This is a genomic window from Halomonas urmiana (genome assembly GCF_005780185.1).
Lineage (GTDB): Bacteria > Pseudomonadota > Gammaproteobacteria > Pseudomonadales > Halomonadaceae > Halomonas > Halomonas urmiana.
On sequence record NZ_VBUI01000016.1, the window covers coordinates 59,198 to 82,744 of the forward strand.

Genomic DNA, 23,547 nt, shown 5'->3' on the forward strand with positions numbered 1-23,547 from the left:
GACGGCCGGGCCCAGGCAGGTCAGGGAGTGGCGCGTTCGAGCACGTCGCTGGCCCAGTCGGCACCGATGTCCTCGATGATCTCGGGCCAGACCTGCTCGCGAGCGATCTCGGCGTGGGCGGCAATCTGTTCCTCGCTGACCGGCAGGATGGTGGCCCCGGCTTCCTCCAGCAGGCCCTCGTTGCGAGCCTGGTCGGCCTGGGCCGCCTCCCAGCGGGCCGCCTCGAAACTCTCGGCGGCGGTATCGAGCGCCGCCTGCTGGTCCGCCTCGAGTTCCTCGTAGATGTCGTTGTTGATCAGCAGGTACCACATCTCGAAGTGGGTGTTGAGCGGCAGGTAGTAGTTGGTGACGTCGCGGAAGGAGGCGTAGTAGCCCTCGGCACCCGAGCCCATGATCCCGTCGACCACGCCGGTCTGGATCGCCGTGAAGGCGTCGGAGAACGGCAGGGGCGAGCCGATGTAGCCGGTGTTATCGGCCAGCAACTGGAAGGACTTCATGGGTGGTACCCGTAGTTTCGCGCCCTTGTCGACCGTCGGGTCGGCCGCATTCTCCACCTCGCTGTTGAGGGCGATGCCGCCGAAGTAGACCGGCCAGCCCGCGAGCACGTGGATGTTCTGTTCGGCGTAGAGCGACTCGACCTCGTCACGCATCACGGCGCCGTCCGAGAACATCTGCTTCGCGTCCGACCAGTTCTGCACGAGGTAGGGCAGGTAGGCCAGCTGGAAGCGCTTGTCGGCGCCGGAGGCCGGCGGCTGCACCGCCATATCGATGGCGCCGAGGCCGACACGCTCCTGCACCACGGTGTAGTCGCCCAGGGCACTGGCAGGGAACAGCCGGACGTTCAGCTCGCCATCGGTGGCGGCGGCGACGTCTTCGGCGAGCGCCGTGGCGGCCTTGTCGATGGCCGTGTCCTGGGGGCGCACGTGGGAGAGCTTGAGGGTCGCGGCTTCTGCCACGCCGACCAGGGTCGAGAGGGCGATGGCGCTGACAAGCAGCTTGGGGGTTGGCATTTTCATTGTTTTCTCCAGGTGTTGTTGCGGGTAGTGCATGGGTTGCGGGTTTAGTAGCCAAACAGGCCGGGCAGGAACTCGGACAGGTCAGGCCAGGCGGATACCAGCACCACGACCGGGATGTAACCGAACAGGATGAGCACCATGGCGGGTTTCACCACCTCGGTGAACTTCACCTTGCCGATCCGGGCTCCCAGGTAGAGGATGCTGGCGTAGGGGGGCGTCACGCCGCCCATGGCGGTGTTGACGCCCATGATGGCGGCGAACTGCACCGGGGTGACGCCAAGGGCGTTCATCAGGGGCAGCAGCAACGGGGCCGTGAGGATGATGGCCGTGATGTCGTTGACCACCATGCCGATGCCGAAGAGCAGCAGGTTGATCAACAGCAGCAGGACGAACTTGTTGTCGGTGATCTGGAAGATCAGGTCGACCAGCTGCTGCGGGATCCCTTCCATCACATAGATCTGGCTGAGCATCAGGCTGAACAGGATCATGATCAGGATGGCGCCGATTGAGGTGGCTGATTCCTTGCCGGCTTCCAGCAGGGTGCGCCAGGTCAGGCCGCGATAGATCATGAAACCCACCGGCAGGGCATAGATGACGGCCACCGCAGCTGCCTCGGTGGGCGTCATGATGCCGCCGTAGATGCCGCCGAGGATGATGACCGGCATCATCAGGGCCGGAATTGCATGGACGGTGCGTCGGCTGGCCTCCCTCAGGTGCTCGCTCAGCACCATCGGCTCGTCCAGGACCAGGTCGAACTTGCGCGTCATGAACATGTTGACGAGGCAGAAGTTGAACATGATCAACAGGCCCGGCCCCAGCGTGGCGAGAAAGCTGGCCAGGATGGAGGTGTCGGTGACCCAGCCGTAGACGATCATGGTCACGCTGGGGGGAATCAGCAGCCCCAGGATGGAAGAGTTGGCGATCAGTGCCGTGGAGTAGGCGCGCGGGTAGCCCTTGCGCTCCATCTCGGGGATGAGCAGCGGCCCTACCGCCGCGATGCCGGTCAAGCCGCTGCCGGAGATGGCGCCGATGATGGCGCAGCTGACCGTGGCCACGGCGCCCAGGCCGCCGCGGACCCGGCCGACGAAGATGTTGACGAACTTCAGCAGGCTCGAGGCGATGCCGCTGATGCTCATCAGGGTGCCGGCAAACACGAACAGCGGGATCGCCAGGAGGATCGGGTTGGTCAGCTGGCTCACCCCCCACATCGTCAGCCCGCGCATGGTGGCGTCGCCGACGGTGGTCATCACCATCAGGGCCGCACCGAAGCAGTAGGGCAGCGGGACGCCCAGCGTCAGCAGCAGGATCAGGGCCGCGAAGGCCAGCAGCGCGACTTCAATCATTGGGCTTGTCCTTGTTGGCGTCGGTCAGGATCTGGAACTCGTGGACCTCGGCGGTCTCGGGGAAGTCGGGATCTCCGGCGGCCTGGTCGGGTTCGGAGCGCAGGCCGAACACGTAGCCGAGGTTGCGCAGCAGGTGCCAGAGGGTGAAGACGATCATCAACGCGAGACCGATGAACACCGCCGACTCGTAGAGGAAGGTCGGCAGGTAGAGCGTCGGGGTCCCCTTGCCCACTCGCCAGGAGTAGGTGAAGAAGTCCCAGGCCCAGGTGGCGAGCCAGATCGATATGGCAACGCTGAGGCCGTCGGCGATGGCCTTGAGGGCGGCCCGGGCGCGCTCGGTCTTGAGGAAGATGTCGAGGACGTTGGCGCGGATCTGGGTATCTTCACGGGAGGCGTTGACGCTGCCGAGCAGGTAGAGCCACAGGGTCGGGATCAGCGCCATCTCCTCGAGACCCATGATCGGTGTCTCCAGGATGTAGCGGGTGATGACCTGAATGAACTGACTGCCGGCAACGATGGTGATCAGCAGGGTCAAGGTATAGCGAAAGAGTCGTTCCATAAGGCCGTTCTCGCTTGTTGTGGTTGTCAGCCAGGGCCGTGGCTTGTGGGTAAGCTTGGAAGCAGCGGTATATAACATCAAATCGTTTGTTTGTATGATTTGATAACACTATATTGTTAACTTGGGGGCACCATGGCCAGACTGACCTACCGCCAGATCGAGGCCTTCCGGGCGGTGATGATCAGCGGCACGACCAGCGGGGCGGCCGATATCCTCTGTGTCTCCCAGCCGGCCATCAGCCGCCTGCTGACGGATTTCGAGGCGACGGTCGGCGTGACCATGTTCGAGCGACGACGGCGTCGCCTCCATCCGACGCCCGAGGCCCGGTTCTTCTTCGAGGAGGTGGAACGCGCCTTCGTCTCGCTGGAGCATCTGTCGCGCGCCGCGGAGGAGTTGCGGGAGTTTCATCTGGGGGCGCTGAGGATCGCCTCCATGCCGGCGGCCTCGGTCGAGTTTCTGCCGGCCCTGGCGGATCGCTTCGGCCAGGCGCATCCGGGGGTCTCGGTCACCCTTCAGGTACGCAGCACCCAGCAGGTGGTCGATCTGGTGGCCAGTCAGCAGTTCGACCTGGGCGTGATTTCCGGGATTGCCCTCGACGACCCCGCGGTGGAGGAGCGCACCCTGGCCGACAGTCGGCTGGTGTGCGTCTTGCCGTCGGGGCATCGCCTGGCCGACCGGGAGGTCATCGTGCCGGAGGATCTCGAGGGAGAGGTGTTTGTCTCTCTGGGATCGGAGCAGAGCATCCGTCACACCATCGACGGGGTGTTCAATAACGCCGGCGTCAAGCGGCAGCTGCTGATCGATACCCAGCTGCATTACGCCGCCTGTGCCTTCGTGCTGGCAGGCAGCGGGGTGTCGTTGGTCGACCCGATCACCGCCTGGCACTATCGGCGCCTTGGCCTGGTGGTCAAGCGCTTCGAGCCCCGGGTGGCCTACCGCTACAGCGTGATCTTCCCCAGGCAGCGAGGTCAGTCCGGTTTGACCCGGTCCTTCCTGACGTCATTGGACAAAGCGCTGGACGACCTGAAGTCGGAGTCTCACGGGCTCTTCGAGCGCCGGCGGCCCTGATGGGCGGGCGTCGAGCCCCGTGGCGTCACTCGACCCCGCCCGACATGGCCAGGTGTCCCGGGTGGCGCTGCCCGGCGAGGGCACCGTATGCGTGCACCTATACAACCGAAAAAGGCCCTGCAACGATATGCAGGGCCTTTCGGGTTTCGCGGTCGGCGTAGCAGGGTTCGGACCTCCGACTCCTGCCTTCGATACTTACCCTGACGCACGAACAGCGCCGATATGGGACTTGTGGGCTCAGCCGGCAGGCCCGATCAGGTGCTTGACCTCGAGATAGGCCGAGAGCCCCCAGGGGCCGAGCTCGCGGCCGATGCCGCTGATCCCGAAGCCACCCCAGCTGACCTCCGGCATCACCAGCTGCTCGCTGTTGAACCAGATGCTGCCGGCGCGCAGGGCGCGCCCCACCCGCCTGGCGCGCTCGGCGTCGCCCGAGATTACCGTGGCGGCGAGGCCGAAGGCGGAGTCGTTGGCCAGCGCGATGGCCTCGGCCTCGCTCGCGACGCTGCGCGCGCAGAGCACCGGGCCGAAGATCTCCTCGCGCCACAGGCGGCTGTCGGTGGGCACGTCGCGATAGAGTGTCGGGGCGACGAACTCGCCCTGGCGCGGCAGGTCGCGATGACGGGCGTCGCGCACGGCGCTGAGCCCCTCCTCGGCGGCGATGGCCAGGTAGCGCTCCACGGCCTGGCGTTGGCGGGCGCTGGTCATGGGCCCCATGTCGGTGGCCGCGTCCAGCGGGTCGCCCAGGCGGATGGCGTCGATGCGCGTGGCGAGCGCTGCATAGAGCGCGTCGGCCAAGGAGTCATGGACGATCAGCCGCGAGGTGGCGGAGCAGATCTGTCCGGAGTTGAAGTAGATGCCGGCCATCACCCAGTCGGCGGCCGCCTCGACGTCGGCGTCGTCGAGCACCAGGATCGGCGACTTGCCGCCGAGCTCCAGCGACACCCCGCGGGCGCCCTCGGCGGCGGCGCGCATGACCTTCTCGCCCACCGCGTTGCTGCCGGTGAAGGAGAGCTTGTCGACGCCGGGGTGGGCGGTGAGCGGCGCGCCGATGCCCTCGCCGTCGCCATGCACCAGGTTGAGCACCCCCGGCGGCAGGCCGATCTCCAGGGCGATCTCCGCCACCGCCTGCTCGGGCAGCGGCGTCACCTCGGAGGGCTTGAAGACGACCGTGCAGCCGGCGGCGAGCGCCGGGGCGATCTTCCAGGCGCTGGTCACCAGCGGGAAGTTCCAGGGGGTGATCAGGCCCACCACGCCGGCGGGATCCTCGTAGGTGAGGGCCTCGACGCCTGCCATGCCGTGCTCGACGAACCGGCCCTGGCGCGCCTCGAGGGCCCGGGCCTGCCCGGCGTAGTAGCGGTAGCAGGCGATGGCATCGTCCAGGTCGATGGCGGTCTCGGCCAGCGCCTTGCCGTTGTTGCTCGCCGAGAGGCGCATCAGCGCCTCGCGCCGCGCGACGAGCGCCTCGGCGAAGGCCGCGAGGAAGTCGGCCCGGCGCTCGCCGCCCAGGGCCTGCCAGGCGGGCTGGGCGCGACGGGCGGCGGTCACCGCGGCGTCGACGTCGGCCGCATCGCCGGCGGTGAGCTCGGCGATCGGCGCTTGGCGGTAGGGGTCGGTCACCGTCAGGCGGCGCGTGGCCTGGCTCTCGACCCAGTGGTTGTCGATGAACTGCTTGGTCAGTCGTTGCACGCGAGGCTCCAGTGAGGCTGGCCGGCAGGCCGGCCTCGGTAAGGGAGGATTTAGTCGACGACGGCCTGCCAGGCCTGTGCGTCGATCTCGATCAGCAAGGGGCCATCGGTGGGCCGGGTGGCCAGGGCATGCGCCAGCTCGGCGGGCGCGGCGACGCGGGTGGCCAGGCAGCCGAAGCCCTGAGCCACGGTCAGGAAGTCCGGCGCCTTCAGGTCGACACCCAGGCGGGTGACGCCGGCATCGTCCATGAAGTGGCGAATCTCCTCATAGCCCCGGTTGTGCCAGAGCAGGATCACCACCGGCAGCCGCTCTTCCACCGCGCAGGCCAGTTCGCTGAGGGTGAACATGATGCCGCCGTCGCCGACCAGCGCGACCACCGGCAGGTCGGGCCGGGCCAGGCTGGCGCCCAGGGCCGCCGGCAGGCCGTAGCCGAGGGTGCCGTAGCCGGTGGAGGCGTTGAAGAAGCGCCGCGGGGCCGGCTGGGCGACCAGGTGATTGGCGGCATAGGTGGTGGCACAGGAGTCGCCGACCAGGATCGCCTCGGGCAGGGCCTCGCGCAGGGTCGCAAACAGCGGCACATAGGCGGCGAAGGCCGGGTCTCGCGCCAGGTCCAGGGCGGCGAGGGTCGAGCGGGTGCGCTCGGCGCCGCCGCGGGTGAGGCGCCGCGCGGCGAAACGCGCCGCCAGGGCCTCGAGGGCCTGGCCGGCGTCGGCCACCAGGGCCAGGTCGGCGGCCTGATTGCGAGCGAGCTGCTGGGGGTCGACGTCCACCCGGATCAGCCGGCCGTCGAGGTGGAAGCCGTCGTCGAACACCACGTCGTAGTCGGTCTCGCCGAGCTCGGTGCCGATGGCCAGCACCACGTCGGCCTCCCGGGCCAGCGCCCGTACCGCGGGCAGCGAGGCGTTGGCGCCCAGGTCCAGGGGATGGTCGCGACCGAGCAGGCCCTTGGCGTTGATGGTGGTGACGGTGGGCGCGTCCAGCGCCTCGATCAGGGTGCGGGCGGCCTCGGGCGCCGCGACGCAGCCGCCGCCCAGCAGCACCAGCGGACGCTCGGCGCCGCCGAGCCATTCGCCGGCCCGCTGCAGCGCCGCGGGGGCGGGGGCGGCCTTGGCCAGGGCCGTGCGGTGCCAGTGCCGTGGCGTGCGTACCGGGGCATCGAACAGGTCGATGGGGATCTCGATATGCACCGGCCCCGGGCGGGCGCCCTCGAACACCGCGAAGGCCCGGGCCAGGGTCTCCGGCAGGGCGTCCGGGTCGAGCACTGTATGGCTGAAGCGGGCGACCCCGGCGATCAGCTGCTGCTGGCTCGGCAGCTCGTGCAGCCGGCCCTGGCCGCGACCCAGGGTGTCGCGGCGGCTGACGCTGGAGATCACCAGCATCGGCACTGAGTCGGCCAGCGCCTGGCCCATGGCGGTGGCGATATTGGTCATGCCGGGCCCGGTGATGATGAAGCACACGCCGGGCTTGCCGGTGGCCCGGGCATAGCCGTCGGCCATGAAGCCGGCGCCCTGTTCGTGGCGCGGCGTGACGTGGCGCATGCCGCTCGCCTCGCCGCCCGCCAGGCCGCGATACAACTCGATGGTGTGCACCCCCGGAATGCCGAATACGGTGTCGGTAGCGTAGGTGTCGCGCAGCAGGCGGATCAGCAGCTCGGCGCAGGTCATCGGCGTCTCTCCATAAGGCGGCATCGAGCTTTCCTCAGCCCACCAGCCAGTGGGCCATGAGCACGATGATCGGCAGGGTAATCGCGGTGCGCAGCAGGAAGATGGCTACCAGCTCCCAGAGCTTGAGCGGGATCTTGGATTTCATCAGCAGGGCGCCGATCTCGGACATGTAGATCAGCTGGGTCAGCGACAGGCAGGCGATCACGAAGCGCGTCAGCTCGCTCTCGATGTCGCTGGCCAGCACCGCCGGCAGGAACATGTCGGCGAAGCCCACCAGGGTCGCCGGCGCCGCCGCCGCGGCCTCGGGGATCTGCATCCACTCGAGCACCGGCACCATGGGGTAGGAGAGCCAAGTGAACAGCGGCGTGAACTCGGCCAGCACCAGGGCCACGGTGCCGATGGCGATCACCAGCGGCAGCAGGCCGAAGAAGATGTCGGCGACGTTGTAGAGCGCCAGCTTGGCCAGCTTGGCCGGCCCCGGCGCCTTCTCGGCACGGGCCACGGCGACGCCCAGGCTGTAGCGCAGCAGGTTCTGGTTGCCGGTGTTCTCCTCCTGGATCTGGCAGCCAGCCGGCTCGTAGTAGGTGTTCGGCTTGCGCGACAGCGGCGGCAGCCGCGGCACGATGACGGCGGCGACGAGGCCGGCGACGACCACGGTGAGGTAGAAGGGCACGAACAGGTGGTTGATGCCGATGAAGCTGGTGACCAGCAGCGCGAAGGCGATGGAGACGATCGAGAAGTTGGTGGCGATCGCCGAGGCCTCGCGGCGGTTGTAGAAGCCCTGCTCGTACTGCTGGGTGGTGATCAGCACGCCCACGGTGCCGGAGCCCATCCAGGAGGCGGTGGCGTCGATGGCGCTGCGCCCCGGCAGCCCGAAGATGATCCGGAACGGCGTGCGTACCAGGCTGCCGATGAACTCCATGAAGCCGAAGTCGACCAGGAAGGGCAGCAGGATGGCGGCGAAGAAGAAGAAGGTCAGCAGCACCGGCGCCAGGTCGTTGAGCATCACACCGCCGGTGAAGGAGGCGGTGATAAAGGCCGGGCCGACCTGGAAATAGGTCATCAGCGCGAAGAGGGCGCCGAGGGCGCGCATGATCGCCCACAGGGGGGCCACGTCGAACAGCTCATGCAGCACGCCCGCGCTGGCCCATGTCGGCCTGGCCAGCTTCACGATGCCGGTCAGCAGCACCGACAGGCACAGCACCAGGGTGGCGATGGCGGGCAGCGCCTCGCCGAGCAGGGCCTTGAGGCCGTCGGCCATCAGGCCCATGCCGATGTTGATGGTGTCGCCGGTCGAGAAGGGCACCAGGAACAGCAGGACGCCCAGGATGGACGGCACGAGGAACTTGATCAGGCCGTGGGTGCTGAGCGGCGTGCCCTCGGTGTTGATGTTGTCGGCGGATCGCAGTTGGGAGGACATGGGGGTCTCACTATTGGTGTTGTAGTCGTGGTCGGTGAGGAGCGCCCGTGACCGGGCGCTTGCGGCGCCGGCCCGTCAGTCGCGGCGCCGCACGCCGGGCAGCACGCAGAGCATCTCGTAGAGCAGGGTGGCGCCCATCAGCGCGGTGTTGCCGCTGGGGTCGTAGGGCGGCGCGACCTCCACTAGGTCGCCGCCGACCACGTTGAGGCCCCAGGCGCCGCGGACGATCTCCAGGCCCTGTTGGCCGGTGAGACCGCCCATCTCGACGGTGCCGGTGCCGGGCGCCACCGAGGGGTCCAGGCCATCGATGTCGAAGGAGATGTAGACCGGGGCGTCGCCCATTTGCTCACGCACCTCGGCCATCAGCGGGGCCAGCGACGTGTACCAGCACTGTTCGGCGGTGACCACCCGGAAGCCCTGGTCGCGACACCAGTCGAAGTCGTCGGCGGCGTAGCCGGTGCCGCGCAGGCCGATCTGCACCACGCGGTTGGCGTCGAGCAGCCCTTCCTCCTGGGCGCGGCGGAAGGGGCAGCCGTGGGCGACCTCCTCGCCGAACATCTGCTCGTTGACGTCGGCGTGGGCATCGATATGGATCAGCCCGACCGGGCCGTGCTGCTTGGCGATGGCGCGCAGGATCGGCCAGGTCAGGGTGTGATCACCGCCGAGCGTCAGCGGCACGCAGTCCTCCGCGAGCACCCTGTCGTAGAACTGGCTGATGATGTCGAGGTTCTTGGGCAGGTTGAAGGTGTTGATCGGTACGTCGCCGATATCCGCGACCTGCAGGCTGTCGAAGGGCGCGGCGCGGGTCGCCATGTTGTAGGGGCGCAGCATGCGCGACTCGTCGCGGATCTGGCGCGGTCCGAGGCGGGTGCCGGGGCGGTTCGAGGTGCCGATGTCCATGGGCACGCCGATGAAGGCGGCATCCAGGCCGGCGGCGTTCGCCTGGGTAGGCAGGCGCATCATGGTGGCGGGACCGCCGAAACGCGGCATCTCGTTGCCGCCCAGGGGTTGGTTGAAGTCGCTCACGAAAGGCTCCGTCTCGCATGGGGGGTTCGGTATGCCGAAGCAGGAAACGTGCCAAGTCATAACGCGTTGATATGGCGTACGTTGCCGAGTCGTTGATGCAGGCGTGAATCATGGTGGCCCGCGCGATGATACACTGCTGCATCAGTGATCCATTTATGTATCGAGGGCCGCAATGGGCGACATCGACAGCGATATCCTGCGCACCATCATCGACACCGCCCATGATCACTTCTTCGTGGTCGATGCCGACGGGCGCGTGCGGGACGTGAGTCCGGCGGCGGCGGCGGTCTACGGCATGTCCCGGGAGGACCTGTGCCGAACCACCGTCCAGGCCCTCGAGGCCCAGGGTGTGCTCAGGCCCTCGGTCAGTCTCGAGGTGATGCGCTCGGGCAAGCCGGCGCAGCTGATGCAGGTAACGGGCACCGGGCGGCGGGTCATCGCCCAGGCGCATCCGGTATTCCGGGGCGGCAAGCTGGCCGCCGTGGTCAGTCGCTCCATGGACCTGACCGACCTGCAGCTACTGCAGGAGGAGTATGCCCTGCTGCAGCGGCGCTTCAGCGATCATCTGCGGCGCAGTGGCATCGCCGACGAGCCCGGCTTCGAGGCCGAGCTGGATGATCTGGAGGTGCGCAGTGAGGTGATGCGCGAGGTGGCCCTGCTGCTCCAGCGGGTGGCGCCGACCGATGCCACCGTGCTGATGCTTGGCGAGTCCGGCGTCGGCAAGACCGCCTTCGCCCGTCAGCTGCATCGTTGGGGGCCTCGTCATGCCGGTCCCTTTATCGAGGTCAATTGTGGGGCGATTCCCGAGAGCCTGTTCGAGTCCGAAATGTTCGGCTATCGACACGGCGCCTTCAGCGGTGCCGCGCCGGGCGGCAAGGCGGGGCTGATCGAGCAGGCCGAGGGCGGCACGCTGTTTCTCGACGAGATCGGCGAGCTGCCCCTGGCGGTGCAGGCCAAACTGCTCAAGGTCATCCAGGACAGCAGCGTCACGCGGCTGGGCGATACGCGCCCGCGGCGCGTCGACTTCCGCCTGGTGGTGGCGACCAACCAGGACCTGGCGCATCGCGTCGAGACCGGGGAGTTTCGCCTGGACCTCTATTATCGCGTCAATGTCATCCCGGTGACGCTGCCGCCGCTGCGCGAACGCCGCGAGGATATTCCGGGACTGGTCGAGCGCCAGCTCAAGCGCCTCAATGGCCGCTATGGCTGCGACAAGATCATGGCGCGGGATGTCTGGCAGCAGCTGATGGGCTGGGACTGGCCCGGCAACGTGCGCGAGCTGGAGAACTGGCTTGAGCGAGCCTGGCTGTCGGCGGCGGACGATGTCATCCGGGGCGACACCCCCGCCCGTTACCCGGGTGCCTCGGTCGCACCGGCCGGCGGCGACGCGAGGCGTGCCGCGCCCGACGGCGAGGGGCTGCGCGACGACGAGTCGCTCAAGGCGGCCCTGGCGCGCACCGAGCGCGCGATCCTCGCCGAGCAGTGCGGCGAGCGGAGCTCGACCTACGCCATCGCCGAGCGCCTGGGCATCAGCCAGCCCAGCGTGGTGCGTAAGCTTCGCCGGCACGGGCTGCGGGTCGGCGCGAAGGCTCCGTCGTGAGGAGTGGTCCGTCGTCAAGAAAGCCCTGCCGTGATGGCGACCCGCACCTGATCGATCCCGTCGCGCAACGCAAAACGGCCACCGCTCCGAGGAGCTAAGTGGCCGTTTTTACTATGTTTTTTGGTCGGAGTAGCAGGATTCGAACCTACGACCTCTGCCTCCCGAAGGCAGCGCTCTACCAAGCTGAGCTATACTCCGACGTTCGCCGGAACTGCTGGCGACGGATCGGCATTATACGCAAACCGCGACGACGTGCAAGCCCCTCGCGCGGCTTTCCGTCGCGGCCGTCGCTTCAGCTCTGGCGATCCACCGCCAGGCGGGCGAGTCGCGCCATGCTGTCGCGGTAGGGGCTGTCGGGCAGGGCGTCGAGCTGCGCCAGGGCCTTGTCGGCCATCTCCTCGGCGCGGGCCCGGGTGTAATCGAGGGCGCCGGTGTCGCGCACGATCGCCAGCACCTCGTCCAGGTGATCGAGGCCGCCCTGGCGAATCGCTCGCCGGACCAGCGTGCGCTGCTCCGGCGTGCCGACGGCCATGGCCTGGATCAGCGGCAGGGTCGGCTTGCCCTCGGCCAGGTCGTCGCCGACGTTCTTGCCCATGGCCTCGGCGTCGCCCTGGTAGTCGAGCAGGTCGTCGATCAGCTGGAAGGCCAGGCCCAGGTGGCGGCCGTAGTGCTGCAGGGCGGCTTCCTGCTCCGGGGTGGCGTCGGCGAGGATGGCGCCGCTGTGGGAGGCCGCCTCGAAGAGCATGGCGGTCTTGCCCTGGATGGTCTCGAAGTAGGCGGCTTCGTCGGTATCCGGGTTGCCGACGTTGGTCAGCTGCTGTACCTCGCCCTCGGCGATGGTGCAGGTGGCCTGGGAGAGCACCTCCATGATGCGCATGGAGCCGACCTCGACCATCATCTGGAACGACCGTGAATAGAGGAAGTCACCCACCAGCACCGAGGGGGCGTTGCCCCAGGAGTCGTTGGCCGTGGCCTTGCCGCGGCGCATGTGCGACTCGTCGACCACGTCGTCGTGGAGCAGGGTCGAGGTGTGCATGAACTCGACCAGGGTGGCGAGCGTCACGTGCTTGTCGCCCTCATAGCCCAGCGAGCGCGCCGCCAGCAGTACCAGCAGCGGACGCAGCCGCTTGCCGCCGCTCTCGATGATGTACTGGCCGATGGTCTCCACCAGCGGGATGCGCGAGGCGAGCTGGTCCAGGATGGTCCGGTTCACGGCGGCGAAGTCGTCGGCGACGACCGCGTGAAGCGACGAGTTGGCGGTGACGCTGGACGACGGGGGCGGGGCGTTGGCTGGCATGGAGGCGGTATCGGCGAGTAGGTGGGGCCGGGGCGAGAGGGCCCTGGTGGCCTTGGGTTGCCGGCCATGCTATGGGCCCCCCATGGGGGCGTCAAGGCGCGGCAGAAGCGTGGGCCGAGTGGCCTCCGGCGTCGCGGCGAGGGCGGCGCGGTGCGGGTTGTATGCGATCTCACGCGCGGTTATAATCCGCGACCCCACTCATCATGCTCCCTGTCAGATGGCTGCCAAGAGCGGCGCCACTCGCAGCAGGTCGATGAAGAGCCAACACCCGATGAGTCCTGGAGAGAAAAGTATGTACGCAGTGATCAAGAGCGGCGGCAAGCAGTACCGCGTTCAGGAAGGCCAGACTCTCAAGCTCGAGAAGCTGGAAGTGCCGACCGGCGATACCATCGAGTTCGATGAGGTCCTGCTGGTGGGCAACGACGAGGACGTCACGATCGGCGCTCCGCTGGTCGAGGGCGCCAAGGTGGCGGCCGAGATCGTGTCTCATGGCCGTGGCGACAAGGTGAACATCATCAAGTTCCGTCGCCGTAAGCACAGCATGAAGCGTCAGGGCCACCGTCAGTGGTTCACTGAAGTCAAGATCACCGGGATCTCCGCGTAAGCGGCTGACCCCCTGAACGAGCGAGGTATTTGCAATGGCTCATAAGAAGGCAGCGGGCTCCACACGTAACGGTCGCGATTCCGAATCCAAACGCCTTGGCGTGAAGCTCTTCGGTGGCCAGGTCGTCAACCCGGGCAACATCATCGTGCGCCAGCGTGGCACCAAGTTCCACGCCGGCACCGGCGTCGGTATCGGCAAGGACCATACCCTGTTCGCCCTGGACGAAGGCGTGGTCAAGTTCGAGACCAAGGGCCCGAAGAATCGCAAGTTCGTCTGCGTCGTCTCTGCCTGAGACCGCCGGCACTTGCAGCGAGAAGGCCCCGCCCAGGCGGGGCCTTCTTGTATCATGGCGGCACAGGCCGCCTGGAGAGTGACAGATGCAGTTCGTCGACGAAGCCTCGATCATCGTGGAAGCCGGTAAGGGCGGCAATGGCTGCCTGAGCTTCCGCCGCGAGAAGTACGTGCCCAAGGGTGGCCCCGACGGGGGCGACGGCGGTCACGGCGGCAACGTCTACCTGATCGGTGACGACGCCCTCAATACCCTCATCGACTTCAAGTACCAGCGCTTCTACAAGGCGCAGAACGGTCAGCCTGGCCAGGGCCGGCAGATGAGCGGGCGCGCCGGCGAGGACCTGCACGTCAAGGTGCCGGTGGGCACCACGGTGATCGACGAGGACACCCTCGAGGTGATCGCCGACGTCACCGAGATCGGCCAGGTGGTGATGGTGGCCCAGGCGGGGCGCCGCGGGCTCGGTAACATCCACTTCAAGTCCTCCACCAATCGCGCGCCGCGGCGGACCACGTCGGGCACCGAGGGTGAGCGGCGCAATCTGCGCCTGGAGATGAAGGTGATGGCCGACGTGGGGCTGTTGGGCCTGCCCAATGCCGGCAAGTCGACGCTGATCCGCTCGGTGTCGGCGGCCAAGCCCAAGGTCGCCAACTACCCCTTCACCACCCTGGTGCCGAACCTCGGTGTGGTAAAGCTCGGCCTGCACGAGCACTTCGTGATGGCCGACGTGCCCGGCCTGATCGAGGGCGCCTCCGACGGCGCCGGCCTCGGGCTGCGCTTCCTCAAGCACCTGACCCGCACCCGGCTGCTGTTCCACGTGGTGGATGTTGCGCCCTTCGACGAGTCCGACCCGGTGCAGGCCGCCGAGGCGATCATCCACGAGCTGGGCGAGTTCTCGCCGGCGCTGGCCGAGCTGCCGCGCTGGCTGGTGCTCAACAAGCTCGACCTGCTGCCGGCCGAGGAGCGCGAGGCGACGGTCGACGAGATCGTGCGCCGGCTCGGCTGGCAGGGGCCGGTGTTTCGCATCTCGGCGATCTCCGGCGACAATACCGATGCCCTGGTGCAGGCCGCCTACCGCTGGCTCACCGAGCAGCGCCGGCTGGAGCACGAGGACGAGGAGGCCGCCGAGCGGGCGCGCGAGATGCGCGAGCGCATGGAAGAAGAGGCCGTGGCGCGCACCGAGGCCCGCCTGGGTCGCAAGCGTCCGCGCGCCGGCGATGACGACGACTTCGATGACGACGACGATCACGACGTCGAGATCGAGTACGCTCCCTGAGGGCAGCAGGCGGGCGAGCGCCCGCCGACGGTGAACCGAGGGTCGGATGGAACGCAACGAGCAGGTGATCGGTCGCGAGGCGCTCAAGCGCGCCCGCCGGGTGGTGGTGAAGATCGGCAGTGCGCTGCTGACCAACGATGGTCGCGGCCTCGACGAGGCGGCCATCGGCGGCTGGGTCGACCAGATCGCCGAGCTGCACCGGCGTGGCATCGAGGTGGTGCTGGTCTCGTCCGGGGCCGTGGCGGCCGGCATGGTGCGCCTGGGCTGGCAGGTGCGGCCCTCCGCGGTGCACGAGCTGCAGGCCGCGGCGGCGGTGGGGCAGAACGGCCTTACCGAGTGCTATGAGGGCCACTTCGCCCGCCATGACCTGCTGACCGCCCAGGTGCTGCTTACCCACGACGATCTCTCCAACCGCAAGCGCTACCTCAATGCGCGCTCGGCGTTGCGTACCCTGGTCGGCCTGCGGGTGGTGCCGGTGGTCAACGAGAACGACACCGTGGTCACCGATGAGATCCGCTTCGGTGACAACGACACCCTCGGCGCCCTGGTCGCCAACCTGCTCGAGGCGGATGCCCTGGTGATCCTCACCGATCAGGAGGGGCTCTTCGATGCCGATCCGCGCAGCAACCCCGCGGCGACGCTGATCGCCGAAGGGCGCGCCGACGACCCGAGCCTGGCCGCGGTGGCCGGCGGCGGCGGCGCGCTGGGGCGCGGCGGCATGACCACCAAGGTGCGGGCCGCCCAGCTGGCGGCCCGCTCCGGGGCGGTCACGGCGATCGCCAGCGGGCGCCAGCCGGCGGTACTCACGCGGCTGGCCGAGGGCGAGCGGCTGGGCACCCTGCTGCTGCCGGAGCAGGCGCCGATGGCGGCGCGCAAGCGCTGGCTGGCGGGGCAGCTGCAGGTGCGCGGTAGCCTGGTCCTGGACGCCGGGGCGGTGAAGGTGCTCAAGGGCAGCGGCTCCAGCCTGCTGGCGGTGGGCGTGACCGGCGTCAGCGGCGAATTCCGCCGCGGCGACATGGTGCTCTGCGTCGATGAGCGCGGTCATCGCGTGGCCAAGGGGCTGGTCAACTACGGCGCCGACGAGGCCCGCCTGCTGGTCGGCAAGCCGAGCCACCAGATCGAGGCCATCCTCGGCTACATGGAGGCGCCGGAGCTGATCCATCGCGACAATCTGGTCGTGCTCTAGGGTCGCTCTAGGGTCGCTCCAGGGCGCCGCCGGGTGATCCGGTGCTTCGCCTGGGCCGCGCGCGGTGCGGGCTGGCAAGCCCTGGGGGCGCGTGATAGGATACGCCATCCTCTCAGACACGGCCCGTAGACGATGGCGCACAAGCGCGCCGTCGGGAAAGATGGCCAGGCCGGCGGGGATTTTTTATTTCCCTGTTGGATCAAAACGTTATCAAATGCCACCCGCAGCCGGTGGCAACAACTTTCTCCAAGGAGACAGTCAGTGGCTAACACCAAGCAAGCCCGCAAGCGTGCCCGTCAGGCAGAAGATCGTCGTGTCCTGAAGGCGAGCCAGCGCAGCATGGTTCGTACCTACGTCAAGCGCGTCATCAAGGCCATCCAGAGCGGTGACCACGCCGAGGCGATGGGTGCCTTCAAGGCGGCGCAGCCGGTCATCGACCGCATCGCCGACAAGGACGTGATGTCCAAGCGCAAGGCCGCACGCATGAAGAGCCGCCTGAACAAGCGCATCAAGGCACTCGCGGCGTAAGTCAGCCGAGCGCCAGCAGAAAAACCGGCTGCGGCCGGTTTTTTTGTGTCCGCTATTCTTGTCGAGCGCGCCGCACGAGGAGCAGACGGTGATGGATCACGAGCAGCCCCCCGAGTCCCGGGACGACAAGCCCGCCGCGTCCGACGCGACGTCGGTGGTCGCCGATGACGACCGTGCCGTGGCGCCCAAGGCGGGCGGCCTGATGCGCTCGGGCCTGGTCGTCAGCGTGATGACCATGCTCTCGCGCGTCATGGGGCTGGTGCGCGACGTGGTGATCGCGACCCTCTTCGGGGCCGGCGACGGCGCGGATGCCTTCTTCGTCGCCTTCAAGATCCCCAACTTCCTGCGCCGGCTGTTCGCCGAGGGCGCCTTCAACCAGGCCTTCGTGCCGGTGCTCTCGGAATATGCCACCCGGGGCAGCAAGCGCGAGGTGAAGGAGCTGCTCGATGCGGTGGCCGGCAGCCTCACCGCGGTGCTGGCGCTGATCACGGCGCTGGCGATGCTGGCGGCTCCCTGGCTGGTGTGGGTCTTTGCGCCCGGCTTCGGTCGCGACCCGGAAAAGCTGGCGCTGACCGCCGACATGCTGCGCCTGACCTTCCCCTACCTGCTGTTGATCTCGCTGACGGCCTTCGCCGGCAGCACGCTCAATACCTGGAACCGCTTCGCCGTACCGGCCTTCACGCCGGTGCTGCTCAACCTGTCGCTGATCGGGGCCGCGCTGCTACTGACGCCGCTGTTCGACGAGCCGGCCCTGGCCCTGGCCTGGGGCGTGCTGATCGCCGGCGGCGCCCAGCTGGCCTTCCAGGTGCCCTTCCTGGCGCGGCTGGGGCTGCTGCCGCGGCCCTGGCCCGACTTCGCCCACAGCGGGGTGCGGCGCATCCTTAGGCTGATGGCGCCGGCGCTGTTCGGCGTCTCGGTGTCGCAGATCAACCTGCTGCTCGACACCGTGCTGGCCTCGCTGCTGGCCGCGGGCAGCGTCTCCTGGCTCTACTATTCGGATCGTCTGGTGGAGCTGCCGCTGGGGGTGTTCGGCATCGCCATCGGCACGGTGATCCTGCCGGCGCTCTCACGGCGCCATGCCGAGCAGTCCGGCGAGCACTTCGCGGCGATGCTCGACTGGGCGCTGCGCACCGTGCTGCTGCTCGGCCTGCCCGCCGCCCTGGCGCTGTCCGTGCTGGCCGAGCCGCTGCTGATCTCGCTGTTCCACTACGGCGCCATGACCGAGCGCGACATCACCATGGCCGCCATGAGCCTGCGCGCCTATGCCGTCGGGCTGGTGGCGTTCATGCTGATCAAGGTGCTGGCGCCGGGCTTCTTCGCTCGCCAGGACACCAAGACCCCGGTCAAGGTCGGCATCGTCGCCATGGTCGCCAACATGGTCTTCAACCTGATCCTGATCTGGCCGCTGGCCCACGCCGGCCTGGCGCTCGCCACGGCGCTCTCGGCCTTTCTCAACGCCGGGCTGCTCGGCTGGCTGCTCAAGAAGCAGGGCGTGCTGGTCTTCCAGCCGGGCTGGGGGCGCTACGCGGTGCAGCTGCTCGGTGGCTGTGCGGTGATGGGCTTGGGGCTTTGGTGGCTCGCGCCGGACTGGCAGGCCTGGCTCGGCTGGAGCGTCTGGACACGCGCCGCCTGGATGGCGGGGCTGGTGGCGGCCGGCGCGGCGGTCTATTTCGCCTGGCTGGCGGCCTTCGGGATGCGCCTTCGTCACTTCCGGATGACGGGGTAACGTTTCGGGCCATGCCGGGAACGCCGCCAATCGCCGTGTCAGCACGGCTCCCCGAGTGACCGCAGGGAAAGACCAAGCCGCGCCGGCTGTCAAGGGGCTCTCGGTCCGTTATAATCGACCCCTTTATTTCTCAGCGTGATGACGCCCATGCGAGTGATTCGAGGTCTGCACAACCTGCGCGACGAAGATCGCGGCTGCGTGGCCACCATCGGCAACTTCGATGGCGTCCACCGCGGGCACCGGGCGATCCTCGAGCAGTGCCGCGAGCAGGCCGCCCGGCTCGGCCTGCCGGTGACCGTGGTGGTCTTCGAGCCCCAGCCGCGAGAGTTCTTCGCCGGCGCCCAGGCGCCGCCCCGGCTGACCCGGCTGCGCGACAAGGTGGCGCTGCTCGGCGAGTGCGGCGTCGACCGCATCCTCTGCCTGCCCTTCAACGACGCCCTGCGCAGCCTGACCGCCGGCGAGTTCATCGACCGGGTGCTGATCGACGGGCTCGGCGTGCGCCACCTGGTGGTGGGCGACGACTTTCGCTTCGGCTGCGATCGGCGCGGCGACTTCCACCTGCTGACCGAGGTGGGGCTGACGCGGGGCTTCGGCGTCGAACACACCCGCACCTTCACCATCGCCGACGAGCGCGTCTCCAGCACCCGGGTGCGCACCCTGCTGGCCAGCGGCAACTTCGCCGCCGCCTCGCGAATGCTGGGCCGTCCCTACCGGCTGGGTGGCCGGGTGGTGCCGGACCGTCAGCTCGGCCGCACCATCGGCGTGCCCACCGCCAACCTGCCCCAGCCGACCCACGCGCTGGCCCTGCAGGGCGTCTATGCGGTGGTCACCGAACTGCCCGATGGCCGCCGGCTGAATGGCGTGGCCAACATCGGCTGGCGTCCCACGGTGGGCAGCGAGCGGCCGGTGCTCGAGGTGCACCTGTTCGACTTCGAGGGCGACCTCTACGGCCAGCGCCTGACGGTGCTGCCCTGCGCCAAGCTGCGCGGCGAGGTGAAGTTCGCGAACTTCGAGGCCCTGAAGGCGCAGATTCGCGCCGACCTCGCGCGGGCCCGTGACTATTTTGCGGTCGCCTCGGTGGGCGACACGCACGACGATTCTCTTCCTCTGGCATCGGCGCCGCTGGCGCGCGAGGCCGTGACTTCCGATTCCTCGGCGGGTGAGCCCGCCGACCACGACGACGGCTGACCCCCAGGATATGAGCGACTACAAGCACACTCTGAACCTGCCAGAAACCGACTTCCCCATGCGCGGCATGCTGCCCAAGCGCGAGCCCGCCCGGGTGGAACAGTGGAAGGAGATGGATCTCTACCATCGCCTGCGCGAGGAGCGCCAGGGCAGGGAACTCTTCGTGCTCCACGACGGCCCTCCCTACGCCAACGGCAGCATTCACCTGGGGCATGCGCTCAACAAGATCCTCAAGGACATCATCGTCAAGTCGAAGAACCTGGCCGGCTTCGATGCCCCCTACGTGCCCGGCTGGGACTGTCACGGCCTGCCCATCGAGCACAAGGTCGAGACCACCCACGGCAAGCACCTCGAGCCCGAGCAGGCCCGCGCGCTGTGCCGCGAGTACGCCGCCGAGCAGATCGAGGACCAGCGCCAGGGCTTCATCCGCCTGGGCGTGATCGGCGACTGGGACAACCCCTACCGCTCCATGGACTTCGTCAACGAGGCGGGCGAGATCCGCGCGCTGGCCGACATGGTCGAGGCCGGCTACGTCTTCAAGGGCCTCAAGCCCGTCAACTGGTGCTTCGACTGCGGCTCGGCCCTGGCCGAGGCCGAGGTGGAGTATCAGGACAAGAAGTCCGACGCCATCGACGTGGCCTTCCCGGTCGAGGACGCCGACCGCTTGGCCGCCGCCTTCGGCCTCGAGGCGCTGCCCAAGGCCGCGGCCATCGTGATCTGGACTACCACGCCCTGGACCATCCCCGCCAACCAGGCGCTGAACGTCCATCCCGAGTTTACCTACGCCCTGGTGGATGCCGGCGAGCGGTTGCTGGTGCTGGCCGAGGAACTGGTCGAGTCGTGCCTGGATCGCTTCGGGCTCGAGGGCGATATCATCGCCACCGCCACCGGCGAGCGACTGGACGGCGTCGACTTTCGCCACCCCTTCTACGATCGCCTGTCGCCGGTGTACCTGGCCGACTACGTGGAGTCCGAGGTGGGCAGCACCGGTATCGTCCACTCGGCCCCGGCCTATGGCGTCGACGACTTCGTCACCTGTCGCGCCCATGGCATGGAATTCGACGAGATCGAGAGCCCGGTGCAGGGTAACGGCGTCTATGTCGATGACCTGCCGTTCTTCGGCGGCCAGATGATCTGGAAGGCCAACCTGCAGATCGTCGCCAAGCTCGACGAAGTCGGCGCGCTGATGGCCCACCAGACCATCACCCACAGCTACATGCACTGCTGGCGCCACAAGACGCCGGTGATCTACCGCGCCACCGCCCAGTGGTTCGTGGGCATGGACGTCCAAGGCAAGGATGGCCGCACCCTGCGCGAGCGGGCGCTGGACGGCATCGAGTCCACCGCCTTCACGCCCGCCTGGGGCAAGGCGCGCCTGCACAGCATGATCGCCAACCGCCCGGACTGGTGCATCTCGCGCCAGCGCAACTGGGGCGTGCCGATCCCGTTCTTCCTGCACAAGGCCACCGGCGAGCTGCATCCGCGCACCGTCGAGCTGATGGAGGAGGCCGCCAAGCGCGTCGAGGCCGAGGGCATCGACGCCTGGTTCCGCCTCGACCCCGCCGAGCTGCTGGGCGAGGAAGCCGCCGACTACGACAAGGTCACCGACACCCTGGACGTCTGGTTCGATTCCGGCACCACTCATCGCCACGTGCTGCGCGGCTCGCACCCGCATGGCCACGCCGAGGGGCCGATCGCCGATCTCTACCTGGAGGGCTCCGACCAGCACCGCGGCTGGTTCCACTCCTCGCTGCTCACCGGCGCCGCTATCGACGGTCACGCGCCCTATCGGCAGCTGCTGACCCACGGCTTCACCGTGGACGAGAAGGGCCGCAAGCAGTCCAAGTCGCTGGGCAACGTGGTGGCACCCCAGGCGGTGATGGACAAGCTCGGCGCCGACATCCTGCGCCTGTGGGTCGCCTCCACCGACTACTCCGGCGAGATGGCGGTCTCCGACGAGATCCTCAAGCGCACCGCCGACGTCTACCGGCGCATCCGCAACACCTCGCGCTTCCTGCTGGCCAACCTCAACGGTTTCGAGCCCGAGCGCGACGTGCTGCCCTTCGACGAGATGCTGGCCCTGGACCAGTGGGTGGTGGATCGCGCCGCCCAGCTGCAGGCGCGCATCGAGGTCGCCTACCAGGAGTATCGCTTCCTCGACGTCTACCAGCAGGTGCACGGCTTCTGCGCCCGGGAGCTCGGCGGCTTCTACCTGGACGTGATCAAGGATCGCCAGTACACCACCCAGGCCGACTCCGTGGCGCGTCGCAGCGCCCAGACCGCGCTCTACCACGTGGTCGAGGCGCTGGTGCGCTGGGTCGCGCCGATCCTCTCCTTCACCGCCGAGGAGATCTTCGAGAACATCCCCGGCCAGCGCGGCGACAGCGTGCTGCTCGAGGAGTACTACACCGGGCTCGACACCCTGGCGGATGATGCCGCCATGGGCCGCGACTTCTGGGAGCGGGTGCTCGAGGTCAAGCAGGCGGTCAACAAGTGCCTGGAGGATGCCCGCAATGCCAAGGCGATCAAGGGTAGCCTGGCCGCCGAGGTCACCCTCTACGTCGACGATGAGCTGCGCCAGATCCTGGCCCGGCTGGGCGACGAGCTGCGCTTCGTGATGCTGACCAGCGAGGTGCGCCTGGCGCTCTTGTCCGATAGTGAACAGCGCGAGGCGGCCGTGGCCACCGAGCTCGAAGGGCTGAAGGTGGCCGTGGCCGAGAGCGCCAACGCCAAGTGCGAGCGCTGCTGGCACCATCGCGAGGACGTGGGCGCTCACCCCGAGCACCCCGACCTGTGCGGGCGCTGCATCGGCAACCTGCCGGACGGTCCCGGCGAGACGCGCCACTTTGCCTAAGGCTCACGCAGGAGAAGTTCGATGTCCCAGCAAGGCGAGGCGCCCATGAGCGACCGTCAGTCAGGTCAGGATCACATCGCCCCCATGCACCGGCCGCTGCGCTGGCTATGGCTGGCCGTGGCGGTGATCGTGCTGGATCTTGGCACCAAGACCCTGGCCAGCGGGCTGCTCGACTATGCCCGACCGGTGGAGGTGCTACCGTTCTTCAACCTGACGCTGCTGCACAATACCGGCGCGGCCTTCAGCTTCCTCGCCGGCCATCCCGGCTGGCAGCGCTGGCTGTTCGCCGCCATCGCCGTGGGGGCGAGCATCGGCCTGACGGTGTGGATGCGTCGCCTGAAGGCCGACGAGACGCTGCTCGGCGTCTCGCTCGGGCTGATCATCGGCGGGGCGCTGGGCAACCTCTACGACCGGCTGGTGCACGGCTATGTGGTGGACTTCCTCTCCTTCCACGTGGCCGGCTGGTACTACCCGGCCTTCAACGTGGCGGACATCGGCATCACCCTCGGCGCCATCGGGCTGATCTGGGAGTCGCTCTTCGCCGAGCGCCGCCGGGCCCGGCGGCGCGGTTGAGAAGCCGGCCCCGCGCCCCGATATCCTGGTCATCGACATTTAGACGATCGCGACCTTCACGCACCCATCGCACGCACCGATTGAGAGACCCGCCATGAGCCATCAGGAACCCCCGGAACTCCGCATCGACGAGGGCATGGAAGTGACCCTTCACTTCACCCTCAGCCTGGAAGACGGCACCGTGGTGGATTCCACCCGTGACAAGGCGCCCGCGACCTTCCAGGTGGGCGATGGCAACCTGCCGCCCGGCTTCGAGCACCCGCTCAAGGGGCTGGCGAGCGGCGATACCGGGACCTTCGAGATCACCCCGGAGCATGCCTTCGGCCAGCACAATCCGCAGAACATCCAGCTGCTCAAGCGCGAGGACTTCGAGAGCGACGTGCCGGAAGTGGGCATGGTGATGTCCTTCGCCGATGCCGCCGGTGGCGAGCTGCCCGGCGTGATCAAGGGCATCGAGGGCGAGCAGGTGGAGGTGGACTTCAATCACCCGCTGGCGGGGCGTACCCTGACCTTCGAGGTGGAAGTGCTGGACGTGAAGCCCGCCACCACCCACTAGGAAAACACTGACTTCCTGCTGCGCTCGATATCCTGGCCGCCGGCGGTGCCGAAGCGTCGGACCGTCGTCATCCTCATGTAGCAGGCTA

The 23,547-nt window shown here is 68.2% G+C and carries 20 protein-coding genes and 1 tRNA gene; 12 read left to right on the forward strand and 9 right to left on the reverse strand.

The genetic code is table 11. The annotated features are described in order from the left end of the window. Positions 1–20 precede the first annotated feature (20 nt). From dctP to FEI13_RS11425, 3 genes are read right to left on the reverse strand one after another with little or no spacing between them, the layout of a single operon-like run. The gene (dctP, locus tag FEI13_RS11415; RefSeq protein WP_138181646.1) at positions 21–1,016 is read right to left on the reverse strand and encodes a TRAP transporter substrate-binding protein DctP; all 996 of its coding nucleotides are present in this window, start codon (positions 1,014–1,016) and stop codon (positions 21–23) included. Positions 1,017–1,060: 44 nt separating this feature from the next. Continuing rightward, entirely contained in the window at positions 1,061–2,359 is a 1,299-nt protein-coding gene (locus tag FEI13_RS11420; protein WP_138181647.1) for a TRAP transporter large permease, read from the reverse strand. Next, positions 2,352–2,918 carry a TRAP transporter small permease gene (locus FEI13_RS11425; RefSeq protein WP_138181648.1) on the reverse strand — a complete coding sequence of 189 codons (567 nt, stop codon included), beginning with the start codon at positions 2,916–2,918 and terminating at the stop codon, positions 2,352–2,354. The genes FEI13_RS11420 and FEI13_RS11425 overlap by 8 nt, the downstream gene beginning before the upstream one ends. A gap of 132 nt (positions 2,919–3,050) precedes the next feature. On the opposite strand from FEI13_RS11425, the gene FEI13_RS11430 reads away from it, so the two are divergent. Then, entirely contained in the window at positions 3,051–3,986 is a 936-nt protein-coding gene (locus FEI13_RS11430; RefSeq protein ID WP_138181649.1) for a LysR substrate-binding domain-containing protein, read from the forward strand. Between the two features lie 237 nt (positions 3,987–4,223). On the opposite strand, the gene FEI13_RS11435 is transcribed toward FEI13_RS11430, so the two are convergent. The 4 genes from FEI13_RS11435 to speB all read right to left on the reverse strand — a co-directional run bounded on the left by FEI13_RS11435 (position 4,224) and on the right by speB (position 9,782). Continuing rightward, positions 4,224–5,672, reverse strand: coding sequence for an aldehyde dehydrogenase family protein (locus FEI13_RS11435; protein ID WP_138181650.1), 1,449 nt, complete (start codon positions 5,670–5,672; stop codon positions 4,224–4,226). A 50-nt stretch (positions 5,673–5,722) separates the two neighbouring features. Continuing rightward, positions 5,723–7,360, reverse strand: coding sequence for a 5-guanidino-2-oxopentanoate decarboxylase (locus FEI13_RS11440; RefSeq protein WP_240036500.1), 1,638 nt, complete (start codon positions 7,358–7,360; stop codon positions 5,723–5,725). A gap of 10 nt (positions 7,361–7,370) precedes the next feature. Then, complete coding sequence (locus tag FEI13_RS11445) at positions 7,371–8,756, reverse strand: YjiH family protein (protein ID WP_138181651.1); 1,386 nt, start codon at positions 8,754–8,756, stop codon at positions 7,371–7,373. A 75-nt stretch (positions 8,757–8,831) separates the two neighbouring features. Next, on the reverse strand, positions 8,832–9,782 hold the full coding sequence (gene speB / locus FEI13_RS11450; protein ID WP_138181652.1) for an agmatinase: 951 nt from the start codon (positions 9,780–9,782) through the stop codon (positions 8,832–8,834). Positions 9,783–9,954: 172 nt separating this feature from the next. On the opposite strand from speB, the gene FEI13_RS11455 reads away from it, so the two are divergent. Next, positions 9,955–11,382: a sigma-54 interaction domain-containing protein gene (locus tag FEI13_RS11455; RefSeq protein ID WP_138181653.1), complete on the forward strand. Its 1,428-nt coding sequence runs from the start codon at positions 9,955–9,957 to the stop codon at positions 11,380–11,382. A 121-nt stretch (positions 11,383–11,503) separates the two neighbouring features. Here FEI13_RS11455 and FEI13_RS11460 read toward each other — a convergent pair. After that, positions 11,504–11,580, reverse strand: a tRNA-Pro gene (locus FEI13_RS11460). 94 nt (positions 11,581–11,674) lie between these two features. After that, positions 11,675–12,679, reverse strand: a complete 1,005-nt coding sequence (gene ispB / locus FEI13_RS11465; protein ID WP_138181654.1) for an octaprenyl diphosphate synthase — start codon at positions 12,677–12,679, stop codon at positions 11,675–11,677. Positions 12,680–12,971: 292 nt separating this feature from the next. Here ispB and rplU point away from each other — a divergent pair, with 292 nt between their 5' ends. The 10 genes from rplU (at position 12,972) to fkpB (ending at position 23,459) form a co-directional block, all read left to right on the forward strand. Continuing rightward, on the forward strand, positions 12,972–13,283 hold the full coding sequence (rplU, locus tag FEI13_RS11470; RefSeq protein ID WP_138181655.1) for a 50S ribosomal protein L21: 312 nt from the start codon (positions 12,972–12,974) through the stop codon (positions 13,281–13,283). Positions 13,284–13,317: 34 nt separating this feature from the next. Beyond that, positions 13,318–13,575, forward strand: coding sequence for a 50S ribosomal protein L27 (gene rpmA / locus FEI13_RS11475; RefSeq protein ID WP_138181656.1), 258 nt, complete (start codon positions 13,318–13,320; stop codon positions 13,573–13,575). A gap of 85 nt (positions 13,576–13,660) precedes the next feature. Beyond that, on the forward strand, positions 13,661–14,848 hold the full coding sequence (gene cgtA / locus FEI13_RS11480) for an Obg family GTPase CgtA (RefSeq protein WP_138181657.1): 1,188 nt from the start codon (positions 13,661–13,663) through the stop codon (positions 14,846–14,848). 46 nt (positions 14,849–14,894) lie between these two features. Continuing rightward, positions 14,895–16,034 (forward strand): glutamate 5-kinase, encoded by a 1,140-nt coding sequence (gene proB / locus FEI13_RS11485; RefSeq protein ID WP_138181658.1) that lies wholly within the window; start codon positions 14,895–14,897, stop codon positions 16,032–16,034. A gap of 261 nt (positions 16,035–16,295) precedes the next feature. Then, complete coding sequence (gene rpsT / locus FEI13_RS11490; protein WP_138181659.1) at positions 16,296–16,562, forward strand: 30S ribosomal protein S20; 267 nt, start codon at positions 16,296–16,298, stop codon at positions 16,560–16,562. Positions 16,563–16,764: 202 nt separating this feature from the next. Continuing rightward, positions 16,765–18,288 carry a murein biosynthesis integral membrane protein MurJ gene (murJ, locus tag FEI13_RS11495; protein WP_240036503.1) on the forward strand — a complete coding sequence of 508 codons (1,524 nt, stop codon included), beginning with the start codon at positions 16,765–16,767 and terminating at the stop codon, positions 18,286–18,288. Between the two features lie 147 nt (positions 18,289–18,435). Beyond that, a complete protein-coding gene (gene ribF, locus FEI13_RS11500; protein WP_138181661.1) occupies positions 18,436–19,476 on the forward strand; it encodes a bifunctional riboflavin kinase/FAD synthetase in 1,041 nt (346 codons plus the stop codon). A gap of 10 nt (positions 19,477–19,486) precedes the next feature. Next, positions 19,487–22,330, forward strand: coding sequence for an isoleucine--tRNA ligase (ileS, locus tag FEI13_RS11505; RefSeq protein ID WP_138181662.1), 2,844 nt, complete (start codon positions 19,487–19,489; stop codon positions 22,328–22,330). Positions 22,331–22,351: 21 nt separating this feature from the next. Next, a complete protein-coding gene (gene lspA / locus FEI13_RS11510) occupies positions 22,352–22,903 on the forward strand; it encodes a signal peptidase II (protein ID WP_420841592.1) in 552 nt (183 codons plus the stop codon). A gap of 94 nt (positions 22,904–22,997) precedes the next feature. Further along, positions 22,998–23,459, forward strand: a complete 462-nt coding sequence (fkpB, locus tag FEI13_RS11515) for an FKBP-type peptidyl-prolyl cis-trans isomerase (RefSeq protein ID WP_138181663.1) — start codon at positions 22,998–23,000, stop codon at positions 23,457–23,459. Positions 23,460–23,547 lie beyond the last annotated feature (88 nt).